General features: G+C 46.3%; 13 protein-coding genes and 1 tRNA gene. 9 read left to right on the forward strand and 5 right to left on the reverse strand.

Features of this window, described 5'->3' with window-relative positions:
• The first annotated feature begins 17 nt into the window (after positions 1-17).
• Positions 18-2,234, forward strand: coding sequence for a malate synthase G (locus tag ICV38_RS03780; protein ID WP_215382414.1), 2,217 nt, complete (start codon positions 18-20; stop codon positions 2,232-2,234).
• Positions 2,235-2,321: 87 nt separating this feature from the next.
• Entirely contained in the window at positions 2,322-2,816 is a 495-nt protein-coding gene (locus tag ICV38_RS03785) for a hypothetical protein (protein ID WP_215382415.1), read from the forward strand.
• Here the strand turns inward: ICV38_RS03785 and ICV38_RS03790 are convergent.
• Positions 2,803-3,372: a hypothetical protein gene (locus tag ICV38_RS03790; RefSeq protein ID WP_251368225.1), complete on the reverse strand. Its 570-nt coding sequence runs from the start codon at positions 3,370-3,372 to the stop codon at positions 2,803-2,805. The two genes, ICV38_RS03785 and ICV38_RS03790, sit on opposite strands and share 14 nt — an antisense overlap.
• 26 nt (positions 3,373-3,398) lie before the next feature.
• On the opposite strand from ICV38_RS03790, the gene ICV38_RS03795 reads away from it, so the two are divergent.
• From ICV38_RS03795 to ICV38_RS03805, 3 genes are read left to right on the forward strand one after another with little or no spacing between them, the layout of a single operon-like run.
• Positions 3,399-4,637, forward strand: a complete 1,239-nt coding sequence (locus tag ICV38_RS03795) for an MFS transporter (protein ID WP_215382416.1) — start codon at positions 3,399-3,401, stop codon at positions 4,635-4,637.
• 35 nt (positions 4,638-4,672) lie between these two features.
• Positions 4,673-5,356 carry a dienelactone hydrolase family protein gene (locus tag ICV38_RS03800; protein WP_215382417.1) on the forward strand — a complete coding sequence of 228 codons (684 nt, stop codon included), beginning with the start codon at positions 4,673-4,675 and terminating at the stop codon, positions 5,354-5,356.
• Positions 5,357-5,379: 23 nt separating this feature from the next.
• Entirely contained in the window at positions 5,380-5,877 is a 498-nt protein-coding gene (locus ICV38_RS03805) for a hypothetical protein (protein WP_215382418.1), read from the forward strand.
• A gap of 51 nt (positions 5,878-5,928) precedes the next feature.
• On the opposite strand, the gene ICV38_RS03810 is transcribed toward ICV38_RS03805, so the two are convergent.
• Positions 5,929-6,015: transfer RNA gene (locus tag ICV38_RS03810), tRNA-Leu, on the reverse strand.
• Positions 6,016-6,172: 157 nt separating this feature from the next.
• On the opposite strand from ICV38_RS03810, the gene rnr reads away from it, so the two are divergent.
• From rnr to ICV38_RS03825, 3 genes are read left to right on the forward strand one after another with little or no spacing between them, the layout of a single operon-like run.
• A complete protein-coding gene (gene rnr, locus ICV38_RS03815; RefSeq protein ID WP_215382419.1) occupies positions 6,173-8,557 on the forward strand; it encodes a ribonuclease R in 2,385 nt (794 codons plus the stop codon).
• 36 nt (positions 8,558-8,593) lie between these two features.
• Positions 8,594-9,349 (forward strand): 23S rRNA (guanosine(2251)-2'-O)-methyltransferase RlmB, encoded by a 756-nt coding sequence (rlmB, locus tag ICV38_RS03820; RefSeq protein WP_215382420.1) that lies wholly within the window; start codon positions 8,594-8,596, stop codon positions 9,347-9,349.
• 39 nt (positions 9,350-9,388) lie between these two features.
• Positions 9,389-9,574 carry a DUF2892 domain-containing protein gene (locus tag ICV38_RS03825; RefSeq protein WP_215382421.1) on the forward strand — a complete coding sequence of 62 codons (186 nt, stop codon included), beginning with the start codon at positions 9,389-9,391 and terminating at the stop codon, positions 9,572-9,574.
• A gap of 20 nt (positions 9,575-9,594) precedes the next feature.
• On the opposite strand, the gene tal is transcribed toward ICV38_RS03825, so the two are convergent.
• A complete protein-coding gene (gene tal / locus ICV38_RS03830) occupies positions 9,595-10,572 on the reverse strand; it encodes a transaldolase (protein ID WP_215382422.1) in 978 nt (325 codons plus the stop codon).
• A gap of 112 nt (positions 10,573-10,684) precedes the next feature.
• Here tal and rpiA point away from each other — a divergent pair, with 112 nt between their 5' ends.
• On the forward strand, positions 10,685-11,395 hold the full coding sequence (gene rpiA / locus ICV38_RS03835) for a ribose-5-phosphate isomerase RpiA (RefSeq protein WP_215382423.1): 711 nt from the start codon (positions 10,685-10,687) through the stop codon (positions 11,393-11,395).
• A gap of 54 nt (positions 11,396-11,449) precedes the next feature.
• Here rpiA and ICV38_RS03840 read toward each other — a convergent pair whose 3' ends face one another.
• Entirely contained in the window at positions 11,450-11,722 is a 273-nt protein-coding gene (locus ICV38_RS03840) for an oxidative damage protection protein (protein WP_062308940.1), read from the reverse strand.
• A gap of 32 nt (positions 11,723-11,754) precedes the next feature.
• Complete coding sequence (gene argA / locus ICV38_RS03845) at positions 11,755-13,119, reverse strand: amino-acid N-acetyltransferase (RefSeq protein ID WP_215382424.1); 1,365 nt, start codon at positions 13,117-13,119, stop codon at positions 11,755-11,757.
• Between the last annotated feature and the right edge of the window lie 9 nt (positions 13,120-13,128).

A 13,128-nucleotide genomic window follows, 5' to 3' on the forward strand; every position in this document is an offset into this window, starting at 1 on the left:
AAATTAAGGTTTAGAACATGACTGCGCGTACAACCTGCAATAGCCTTCAAGTGGCAACACCTCTATATCGTTTCATTGAAGACAAAGTGCTTCCAGGAACTGGCATCAAGAGTGCTGACTTTTGGAAAGGCTTTGATGAAATCGTTAAAGACTTAACTCCAAAAAATGAAGCCTTACTTGCAAAGCGCGATCGTATTCAGGTTGACTTGGATAAATGGCATCAAGCAAACCCAGGCCCAATTAAAGATATGCCTGCATATCGCAAATTCCTAAAAGAAATTGCTTACCTTGACGAAGTTCCAGGTAAGGTAGTTGGAACGACTAAGAATGTTGATGATGAGTTGGCATTACAAGCAGGCCCTCAGTTAGTCGTTCCGGTTCTCAATGCCCGCTATGCACTGAACGCAGCAAATGCGCGTTGGGGATCTTTGTACGATGCTTTGTACGGTACCGATGTTCTGTCTGAAGAAGATGGCGCAACGAAGACTGGTGCATACAACCCAATTCGTGGCGCTAAAGTGGTTGCTTATGCGCGCAATTTCTTGGATCAAGCCGCTCCATTAGCTAAAGGTTCACACAAAGATTCAGTGGCTTACACAGTAGATGGTAATAAGTTATCTGTGAAGCTCAAAGATGGTAGTACAACTGGTTTGGCTGATGAGAAGCAATTCGTAGGTTATCAAGGTGATGCAGCCGCTCCAAGCTCTGTGCTTCTCCGGAATAACGGTGTTCATATCGATATAGAAATCGACAAGAGTAAGACTATTGGTGCTAGCGATCCGGCGGGCATTAATGATGTTGTGCTCGAAGCGGCGCTTTCTACCATTTTGGACTTGGAAGACTCTATTGCAGCAGTCGATGGTGACGACAAAGTGCTCGCCTATGAAAATTGGCTTGGTATTTTGAAGGGCACATTGGTTGAGGAAGTAAGTAAGGGTGGCAAAACCTTTACTCGCACCTTAAATCCAGACCGCAAATACACCGCTGGTATTGGCGCAGTTAATGCTAAAGATGGCGTAGTTACTTTGCACGGACGTTCACTTCTATTCTTGCGTAACGTCGGCCACTTGATGACGAATCCAGCAATCATTACTGGCGCAGGTAAAGAGATTTACGAAGGCATCCTAGATGCAGTAGTGACTGTATTGATTGCTTTGTATGACATCAATCGTCCGGCAACTCAAGCGATTGGCAATACTCGCAAGGGTTCCGTTTACATCGTTAAACCAAAAATGCACAGCCCTGAAGAAGTGGCTTTTGCTGCCGAACTCTTTGGTCGTGTTGAGAAATTGCTGGGCTTACCAGCGGATACCGTTAAATTGGGCATCATGGATGAAGAGCGTCGTATGAGCGCCAACATCAAAGCAGCGATTGCTGCTGCAGGTGCCCGTGTTGCCTTTATTAATACTGGTTTCTTGGATCGTACTGGTGATGAAATGCATACCTCTATGTACGCTGGCCCAATGATCCGCAAAGGTGATATGAAAACCAGTAAATGGTTATCTGCTTACGAGCGCCGTAACGTATTTGCAGGTCTAGATTGTGGTTTACGTGGCCGCGCACAGATCGGCAAGGGTATGTGGGCAATGCCAGACATGATGAAAGCCATGGTTGAGCAAAAGATTGTTCATCCTAAAGCAGGCGCAAACACTGCATGGGTACCATCACCAACCGCAGCTACCTTGCACGCACTTCACTATCACCAAGTAAACGTTGCTGAACTCCAGAAAGAAATGGAAAAGCTCGATACAGCAGCTGAAGCAGAGGCCCTGATTAATGACTTGTTGACCATTCCAGTGGCTGAGAAGCCAAACTGGTCTAAAGAAGAGATTCAGCAAGAGTTGGACAACAACTGCCAAGGTATCTTGGGTTATGTCGTTCGTTGGATTGATCAGGGTGTTGGTTGTTCCAAGGTTCCTGATATTCATAACGTGGGTTTGATGGAAGACCGCGCTACTTTGCGTATCTCTAGCCAGCATATCGCCAACTGGTTATTGCATGGTATCGTGACTGCGGACCAGGTTAATGAGACTTTGCAGCGCATGGCCAAGGTAGTAGATGGTCAAAATGCTGGGGATCCGTTGTACAAGCCAATGATGCCAAACTACAAAGATTCTTATGCCTATAAAGCCGCTAGCGACTTGATTTTTAAAGGTCTCGAGCAGCCTAATGGCTACACTGAGCCTTTGTTGCATGCATGGCGCTTGGAAGTAAAGAAAGCACAAGTGAAGTAATCAGCTGATCATCTACTTCGATTTGCTAATAGAAATGGATTTGTCGAAAGGCAAGTCCATTTTTTATTTTCAACCTCCGCACACCTGATGTTTGGTTTCTTAAATTTATTCTTGCGTCCGCAGCAAACCTTTGCCTTTCAGCTTCATGATGGTGGTAGGGAGGCAGCTGGCTTTAAAGGTGGGGCAGGTGACTGTGTAGTACGGTCGATTGCGATCGCAGCCAATCTTCCCTATATGCAGGTTTATGAAGATTTACGCAAAGCGAATGAGCGTTATGCCACTGAGCGAGATAACAAGTTATCAAGACACCTCACGCGCAGGGGATCTTCGCCGCGCAATGGCAATCACCGTAATGTCTTTCATGATTACATTCTGAGTCTGGGCTTTGAATGGGTACCAACGATGAAGGTTGGCGCTGGTTGTCAGGTGCATTTAAGACGCAACGAGTTACCTCATGGCGCTTTGATCGTTAAAGTCTCAAAGCATCTGACCGCTGTCATTGATGGAGTTATCTTTGATACCCATAATCCCTCAAGAGGGGGAAGTCGCTGCGTTTACGGCTATTACATTAAGAAGAGCTAAGGTCATCTTGGCCGTATTTGAGGTTCCAAGCAGCTTTATAGGTATTAGTCATGCCGATCATGACTGAAGTTGTCCATGCCAAGGAAAAGAGCCCTGTAAATGCAATGAAGAAAGCAAGGCTCTTCCAGCCAACGGGTAAAACATCCGCGACAAAGCCAACAGTGGTGTAGCAGCTTCCAGCAAATAATAGCGCTTGAATAGCATCATCCATCAAGCCAAGACCCAACAAGAACATGCTCCATAAGATGATTTCAATAATGTGCACTAATGCAATAAAGAAAAATGAGACGTAAAAATGCACAAATACGCGGTTATATTGGCCAAGCTCAAGATTTCGATTTACTCTTCTATCAAAGCGCATGATGATGTGATTAATCAAGCTGCCATGAAATACCAAAATAATGATGAGCCCCAAAATCCCAAAGAAAATATCGGTGATCAGTGGTATTGCTGGAATGCCTAATACCGTCGTTTGTAGAGCGGGTTGGGGGAAGCTAATGTTTTCGGCGGCCATGGGGATCTCAGCAAAAATAGGTATCAAAGGCGATAATGTCATATTGATCTAACCCTGTAAAGCAGCCTTTGAACCAGCCAAACACCCTATTTGAATCCCCTAAGAGAGAGCGTTTCTTTCTCTTTGCGCTAGCGGGTATTCAGTTCACCCATATTTTAGATTTCATGATCATGATGCCATTAGGGCCTCAGTTCATTAAAGCGCTCTCGATCAATACCCATCAGTTTGGTTTACTACTTTCTTCCTATACCTTTGCGGCGGCTGTAGCGGGAGTCTTTGCTACTTATTATGTGGACCGCTTTGAGCGCAGGCAATTACTACTGCGTCTGTATATTTGTTTCATTGTGGCTACTGTGGCTTGCGGTTTTGCGCCTAACTACCATCTATTATTTATTGCTCGTGCTTGCGCAGGCGCATTTGGTGGCATCTTAGGGTCGCTGGTTCAGACGATTGTTGCTGATTCCATTCCATTTGAGCGCAGAGGTAAGGCCTTGGGAACTGTCATGGCAGCGTTCTCTGTTTCTACTGTTGCTGGTGTGCCATTAAGTCTTTTCTTGGCAAACCATATTGAGTCCTTAGGCTGGCGTGCGCCATTTATGTTTATTGGCCTGATATCTACTGTGATTCTCTTTATTGGTTATCGCAATATTCCCAAGATCTCCGGTCACTTGCATCATGTACAAGAGGGTAGTCGCTTTAAGCAGATTTATGAAGTCTTAATTGCCCATCAGCATGCTCGCGCATTCTTATTCATGGGTTTGATTATGATCACGGGCTTTTCGGTCATTCCCTATATCGCTTTGTATCTCACTTCAAACGTCGGAATTGCAAACTCGTATATTTCCTTGATCTATCTCTGTGGCGGGGTTGCTACCTTGATGAGCTCTCGCTTAATAGGCCACATGGCAGATAAGTATGGCAAGGTCAGGGTATTTAGAATGCTGGCGATTATCAGTCTGATCCCGCTTCTCGTGACTACCAATTTGGTCCCGGTACCTTTATGGGTCGTGTTAATCAATTCCACTTCATTCTTCATCTTGATTTCAGGACGCATGATTCCGGCAATGGCGATTGTGAGCCAGCTAGTAGAGCCCAAAATTCGAGGGACATTTATGAGCCTGGTTGGCTCAGTACAGATGCTGGCCTCTGGTATTGCATCTGTCTTGGCTGGCTGGGTGGTGACCATTACTGCAGATGGCAAGATGGAACATTACAACCTCGTTGGCTATGGTGCAGCAGTTTGTGGCTTGCTCACATTCTGGCTGGTGGGCTATATTCATACTGACGCAAAAATGAAGACTGCTTAAAGAGTCATTACACAGAGAGTAATTTAGGAGTGCATATGATCGAATACAAAAGGCCCGATGGCCAGGTGATTAAAGGTTACTTAGCAGACCCTGCTGACCCAGCCAATGCACCAGGCGTTGTTGTGATTCAGGAATGGTGGGGTCTAGATGATGAAGTAAAGTTCGTGGCAGATCGTTTAGCTAAAGCGGGATATCGCGCCCTAGTACCCGATTTATATCGCGGCAAACTAGCCCTTGAAGCAAAAGAGGCGGAACATCTCATGGGTGATCTGAACTTTGGCGATGCCGCTGGTCAAGATATACGTGGAGCGGTGCAATATCTCAAAGCGACTGGAAGCAAAAAGGTGGCAGTGACAGGATTTTGTATGGGCGGAGCACTGACAGTCCTATCGGCATGCAATGTTCCTGAGCTCGATGGCACAGTTGTTTGGTACGGCTATCCTCCACTGGAGTATGTGGATGCAAAGGCAATTACCAAGCCTATGATGGCTCATTGGGCAACCCATGATGACTTCTTTGCTATCTCCGGAGTAGATCAGCTAGAGGCGAAATTAAATGAGGCTGATGTAAGTCATGAGTTTTATCGCTATGACGCCAAGCACGCTTTTGCAAACCCAAAGTCAGATGCTCGTGGCTTGTCTCCCTTGCAATATAACGAGTCAGCTGCAAAACTGGCTTGGGATAGAACCATAGAATTCTTGAAAAAGAACTTGGCTTAATTAAACCTGTAAGTGATTTTGTAATGCATCTTTATTCAGAAAATCTTGCTCTAGAGGTAGCGCAGTACTATCGCAATATTGTCTTAGGTCATGGTGCCACGCCAAAAGTATTTACCTTGGTGAATGGTGATGGTGACCAATATCTATTCTTTATCGATGACTTGCAGATGGAGAGGGCTGAAGAGGATCAGTTTTTGTCCTACATTATTCAAGAGCATGACGCTGTTAGCTATGCTCGCGGGACCCTGGTCATTGTGGATCAAGCACAGCAATTTATTGAATTTGCGGTGGTCGATAAAGACGATGCTCAAGCTATCGTTTGCTCGGCTGAGTTAACTCGCAATCTTGAAGATAAGCCGATTGGGCTTTCAGAGTTTGAGAAGACCTTGGTTAAAAGAAATTCCATTGTCTTTGGGCATCTCTACGACCCAGTAAAACTCTCAGATGAAAAAATTGAGGATTTTGCAAGTCTCTGGGAAGAAATGAAGACCAAGATCTTGCACCGCTCAATGGCAATCTAGCAGGGTAATCTTGTCGGTTTAAGTTTCAATCAAATTGCTTTTGAGGATAAATGGTGCCCAGGAAGGGACTCGAACCCCCACAACCTTACGATCGCCAGCACCTGAAGCTGGTGCGTCTACCAATTTCGCCACCTGGGCATGCCTCTATTATAGAGGGATGGGCGTTTTTAGGCTTTTTGAACCCCATTTTGGCTTTTTCGCTTCAGACTTGATGGTTTGATACAGTAGCCTTATTCATAACAAAAATAGATATCAGTAGATATATAGATAGGGCATGTATTGCCGAAGGAATTAAATGCGTAAAGCAAAAGACTTGATGCCCCGCGAGGCGGATCGTTTAGGTACGGTTCAAGGACATCGAGATGGATTTGGATTTGTTATTCCTGATGATGGTGGTGAAGATATCTTTCTCTCTGAAAGAGAAATGTCCCGCGTCATGCACGGCGATAGAGTCAATGTCAGAGTATTAGGAGCCGATCGACGTGGTCGCCCTGAGGGTCAGATCGTTGAGGTCGTTTTGCATGCTAACAAAGTCGTCATTGGCCGTCTTCTCAATGAGAGCGGTGTGTTGATTGTTGCGCCTGAAGATAAGCGTATTGGCCATGACATTTTGATTCCGCCAAAGGGTCAAGGACAGGCAAAGTTAGGCCAAGTCGTTAGCGTTGAGATTATTGACTACCCAGATAGCTATCGCCAAGCGGTAGGGCGGGTTGTAGAGGTCTTGGGTGAGATTGATGATCCTGGCATGGAAATCGAAATCGCTGTGCGTAAGTATGGCGTACCTCATGAGTTCTCAACTGCAGCTATGAAAGAGGCGGCGGCTTTACCTGATTCGGTTCAGCAAGAAGATTTGGAAGGTCGCGTAGATCTGCGTGATATACCGCTAGTGACGATTGATGGTGCCGATGCTCGAGATTTTGATGATGCTGTCTATTGCGAGCCAGTCATGTACGGCAAGACCAAGGCATGGCGTCTGATCGTGGCTATTGCTGACGTATCTCACTATGTAAAACCGGGCCATCCCCTGGACGATGAAGGCTTGCTACGCGCAACTTCAGTGTATTTCCCAAGACGGGTCATTCCGATGTTGCCAGAGAAGATCTCCAATGGTCTGTGCTCGCTTAACCCCAATGTCGATCGTCTCTGTATGGTTTGCGACTCTGTAGTCGATAACAACGGAGTGGTTTTGGCTTACCAGTTTTATCCAGCGGTCATGCATTCTGCACAGCGCTTTACCTATGACACCGTTTGGGAAATTCTCTCGAATAGTAAGGGTCCTGAGGCAGTGCGCTTTGCACAATTTCGTCCGCTATTAACCAATCTCTATTCTTTATTCAAGATTCTCTTGTCTGCTCGCGAGAAGCGTGGTGCTATCGAGTTTGAAACTACTGAAACCCAAATTATTAGCAATGAGCTTGGCAAGATTTTGCGAATTGAGCCACGTCTCCGAAATGATGCACATCGCTTGATTGAAGAGTGCATGTTGACAGCAAACGTCTGCGCTGCCGACTTCATTGAAAAGAACAAGCAATTAAGTCTGTATCGTGTGCATGGCGAGCCTTCTGAAGAGAAGCTTGTTACCCTGCGCCAAGTATTAAGAACCTCAGGTCTGTCTTTAGGTGGTGGAGAAAAACCAAAACCTCGTGACTTTGCAAAGTTGATGCGCGAAATTAAAGAGCGACCTGATGCCAATATGCTCCAATCGGTTGTTTTGCGCTCGATGCAGCAAGCGATGTATCAGCCCGATAATGAGGGTCACTTTGGTTTAGCGTATCCAGCCTACTCACACTTTACGAGTCCGATCCGTCGTTATCCAGACTTGTTGACCCATCGTGTGATTAAGTCAATCTTGCAGAAAAAGCCTTACGTTCCAGTATTGCCGCCAAAAGTACCTCTTAATCTCACATTGCCACGTAAGGGTAAGGGTAGAGAGAATGCCGTTAATGCTAAGAAATCCCAAAGCGATGCCAAAGCAGGTTTAGCTAAGGGCGCCAAGGCCCCAAAAGGTGCAAATGCAGCGATGCCGATTTGGGGTCAGTTGGGTGTTCACTGCTCTTCGAATGAGCGTCGTGCTGATGAGGCATCACGTGATGTAGAGGCATGGCTTAAGTGCTATTACATGCGTGACCATCTTGGCCAAGAATATGCCGGCACAGTCACTGGTGTAGCGAATTTTGGATTGTTCATTCAATTAGAGAATCTTTTTGTTGAAGGTATGGTTCACGTTACTGAATTAGGTGGTGACTACTTCCAATATGATGAGGCTCGCCAAGAATTACGCGGCGAGCGCACTGGTATTCGTTATCGCTTAGGCGATCGGATGCATGTTTTAGTTAGCCGCGTTGACTTAGACGCACGTAAGATTGAATTTAGTCTCGTGAAAAGTGGTGGGGCTGAAGGCGGAGGATCTTCTAGTCGCCGTCAATTGTTATTGGCTGCAGATACTGGTAGACCAAATAAGAAGGCTGCTCCGAATAAGAGTCGTCCAGCTCATAAGGTGCCTCAAAAGCCAAGTGGTATCAATGTGAATGCGGCTAAGTCTGCAGGCACCTTGGGTGCTACCCAGTCTAAGAGCAAGGCTAGCCGTAAGAATGGAAAGGCGAATAAGCCTGGCCGATCTGTTGGTAAGCCTGCTGGCACTAAACCACCAGTACGCAATACCAAGGCTAGACGTAAGTAAACGCCCAATAATGAGCAAGTAAAGATCAAGTAAAAGATGAAACAAATATTAGTGGGATTTCATGCGGTTCAAGCGCGTTTACGCGTTGACCCCGATAGTCTGAAATCGGTCTATTTTGATCCGAGCCGCCGCGATCGACGCATGGGAGATTTTCTAAAGCAGGCTGAAGAGATTTTAGGTGAACGCTTGCATGCTGCTGATGCAGAGCGCCTACAAAAACTCACTGGTCATGATCGTCACCAAGGCGTAGTTGCTTTGGCTGAAAAAATGACAATTGCTCGCACCATCACTGAAGTGATTGAGGATGTTGAAGGAGCCCAAGAGAAGCCTTTATTTTTGGTTCTGGACGGCGTGACTGACCCTCATAATTTTGGTGCCTGCCTACGGGTTGCCGATGGAGCAGGCGTAGACGCGGTAGTCATTCCGAAAGATCGCTCTGCCTCAATCAACGCAACAGTGAGCAAAGTATCTAGCGGAGCCTCTGAGGTCATGCCAGTGATTACCGTTACCAACCTCGTTCGTAGCATGAAAGAGATGCAGGAAGCAGGTGTTTGGTTAATCGGTACGGATGATGAGGCTACAAAATCAATTTATGACATTGATCTCACTGGCTCCATTGCCATCGTCATGGGGGCTGAGGGTGAGGGTATGCGTCGCCTAACAAAAGAAACTTGTGATGAGCTTGTACGCATTCCAATGCAGGGTGTGGTCTCGAGTTTGAATGTATCTGTAGCGAGCGGCGTCTGTCTTTATGAGGCACTAAGACAGCGTCTTGCTAAAACTGCTAAATAAGCCTAAGCTGAATTGAGTCATTCACTAAAAGGGGCTTTTATGAAATGCAATGTTGGTCACACCGATCGCGTTCTTCGTATGACGGTTGGCGTCACCCTGATGGGTTTGGCTGGGTTTGGAATCACAGGCCCGTGGGCTTGGATCGGAATTGCGTCTTTTTTAACCGGAGTACTTGGTTATTGCGGAGCGTATAGCATGCTCGGAATCAATACTGCTAAGAAGTAAGCGCTGTGAATGCTAGCCAATTACTTGGCTAGTAGCATCTCTAACTTTTCTGTATCGATGCAGAAATTGCGAATCCCTTCTGCTAGCTTTTCTGTTGCCATCGCATCATTATTCAGTTGCAATCTAAAGCTTGACTCATCTAACTTGAGCTGCACAATATTCTCAGCACTCAAAGCTGCTTTGGCATTAGCAGAATCCAATTTTTTGTTAACCACTCCAGTAGCCGCACTTAAATCAGCCAATAGCTCTGGGCTAATGGTAAGCAGGTCGCAACCAGCGAGTTCAAGAATCTGACTAGTGTTGCGAAAGCTCGCACCCATAATCTCTGTAGCAATCCTAAAGTGCTTGTAATAGTGAAAGATGCGTTTGACTGAAGTTACGCCTGGATCATTGGCTCCACCATTATTGACATCGCTCCAATTGGCGCCTAATTTGGCCTTGTACCAATCCGTAATCCGCCCGACGAATGGAGAAATCAATTTTGCATTTGCAGCACCACATGCAGCTGCTTGCACAAGCGAGAAGAGTAGGGTCATATTGCAATGAATTCCTTCTGCCTCTAATTGTTTTGCTGCGGCAATGCCTTCCCAGGTACCAGCTAATTTAATTAGGATGCGCTTGCGGTCAATGTCATGAGACTCATACAAGCTAATCAAGTGTTTCGCCTTGGCAACTGTAGCTTGGGTATCAAAAGATAATCGGGCGTCGACTTCAGTCGAAACGCGACCAGGAACAATCTTTAAAATTTCTAGGCCAAAAGCGACCAAGATGTAATCCACTAATTCAGTGGGGCTCATTCCTGGGTGAGCAGCTTTTACTGAGTTCACCAGAGACTGATAATTACTTTGCTGAGCAGCTTTGAGAATGAGGGAGGGGTTGGTCGTAGCATCCTGAGGTTGAAAGGCCTGCATACGCTCAAAATCACCAGTGTCGGCAACGACCGTGGTCAGTTTCTTGAGTTGCTCTAGTTGACTGGAGGCTGAGGACGCGCTGTTCATAGTTGGATGACTCTGATTGAGAAGTTTCTATAGTGAGTTGCTTATGAATATCATATGATAGATGCATTGACTACGTAGTTTTATAAAAGATATAAGGGCGTTTAGCATAGATATGAATCAGGATCAACTCAAGCAACTGGTAGGCGAGGCAGCTCGCGACGAGGTATTGAAACTGCCTGCTGGGCAAATCCTGGGGGTTGGCACTGGTTCTACTGCCAACTGCTTTATAGATGCCTTGGCCCCTCATAAAGATCATTTTGCGGGAACGGTTTCTAGCTCGAATGCCACCACCGAGCGATTGCTCAAGCATGGCTTTAAGGTGCTTGACCCCAATGATGTCCTCAGTCTGCCGGCCTATGTTGATGGTGCTGATGAAATTGATCCTGCCGGTCATATGATAAAAGGTGGGGGCGGTGCGCTGACTCGGGAAAAAATCATCGCCTCCATGGCCAAGCAATTCATTTGTATTTGCGACTCTTCTAAACAGGTGTCCGTACTTGGCAACTTCGCACTTCCTGTAGAAATCATTCCGCTTGCTAAAGGGGTAGTGTGTAGAGAGCTCGAAAAGTTTGGCGGCAAAGTCACTTTGCGTTTGGCAAAGAACACTCGTGCAGATCTCGATCAAACTCCAAGTGAGCCGTTTGTAACTGATAACGGTGGTTGGATCTTGGATGTAGCAGGCTTACAAATTACCGACCCCAGCAAAATGGAATCTCAGATCAATCAAATCGCCGGTGTGATTACCGTTGGATTATTTGCTAAAGAAAAAGCCAATATCTTGCTGGTGAGTAATGCTTCTGGCGTCAGTCGCATAGCACTCTAAAAAGTAATTTAAAAATAAAGACAAATAAAAAACCGACGGGGCATCCCCATCGGTTTATTCGGCTGGCGGTACGTAGCCTTGCGCCATATCAGCGCCGCCTTCAAAGAAGTACTTTTCAACTTGCTTTAACAGGTATTGGCGAGCACGAGGATCGGCCATATTGAGGCGGTTTTCGTTAATCAACATAGTTTGTTGCTTTAACCAAGCAGCCCAAGCCTCTTTAGAAACTTGATTCCAAATCTTTTTGCCCAATTCACCAGGAAGCGGAGCGAAATCCATGCCTTCTGCTTCTTTATTGAGTTTGATGCATTGAACCATCCGTGCCATCTGTAATGCCTTTCTAATATTGCTGATATTTCTTAAAGATCTTTGGTTAACACCATGGACTTGCGGTCCCAGTTGTAAATTTGCTTTCTTTCTTCCGGCAAGTCATCCACTGTAGCCCGCTTAAAGCCGCGCTTGAGGAACCAGTGCTCAGTTCTAGTAGTGAGGACAAATAATTTTTTGATGCCTTCTTGCTTGGCTCTCATCTCAACACGTTTGAGCAAACGCTCGCCGTCACCAGACCCTTGAACATCTGGGTCTACCGCGAGACAGGCTAATTCACCAACACCATTGGGGAACGGGAAGAGGGCGGCGCAACCGAATAGAACACGGTCATGCTCAATCACGGAAAAGCGCTGAATATCACGCTCAATCACGTCTTGCCCGCGAGCGGCCAAAATACCTTCTTCTTCCAGCGGCATCGTGAGTTGCAATATGCCGCCCACATCATCTTGATTGGCTTCGCGTAGATTCTCAATATCGGAAGACGCCAACATCATGCCAATGCCATCGTGGGTAAAGAGTTCTTCTAATAGGGCGCCATCTTGATTGCATGGCAAGAAGTGAACTCGGCTCACGCCAGCGCGAATGGCTTTGCCAGCAATGTTGAGCAAGCCCTTCATGCCCAGATCAAGATCTTTATTCAGTGCAACGTACTCTTGCAGCTGCGGCATAGAAAGTTCAGTAATGAGGTCACCCTCAGCATCATGTAAGCCCTCGTAAGGACTTAAGAAAATCAGCTTGTCGGCTTTAAGAGCGACCGCAGTAGAGGCTGCTACATCTTCGTAAGCTAAGTTAAATGCCTGGCCTGTTGGCGAGAAGCCTAAAGGAGAAAGTAAAACAATTTTATTGCTGTCAAGCGATAACTTAATGGAGGTGGAGTCAACCTTACGTACTAAACCGGTATGAATATAGTCAACACCTTCAACAACACCTACCGGCATTGCAGTAATAAAGTTTCCTGAAATCACTGAGATACGAGAACCCGCCATTGGCGTGTTTGGAAGGCCGCGGCTAAATGCTGCTTCGATATCCAGACGCAATTCACCAGCAGCTTCTTTAACACACTCCAGAGCGGCCGCATCGGTAATCCGATAGCTGTGCATTGCACTTTTACCAAACTTGCTCTTAATCTTGCGCAGCATGAGTTGTTCTTCAATCTGCGGACGAATACCGTGGACTAAAACAATCCGCATGCCCATGGCATGCAACATCGCAATATCTTCGATGAGGTTCTCAAGGCCGATTTCTTGAACGAGTTCACCAGCAAAGGCGATAACAAAGGTCTTTTCGCGGAAGCTATGAATATAGGGCGCAACATCGCGCAACCACCCTACAAAGGGGAAGTTGGAGGTAGATTCTTCAGCGCTTGGCGCCTGGTTTGGTGCATTTGTCGGCATAGTGAGAAA

Source organism: Polynucleobacter sp. MG-6-Vaara-E2 (genome assembly GCF_018687695.1).
Classification (GTDB): domain Bacteria; phylum Pseudomonadota; class Gammaproteobacteria; order Burkholderiales; family Burkholderiaceae; genus Polynucleobacter.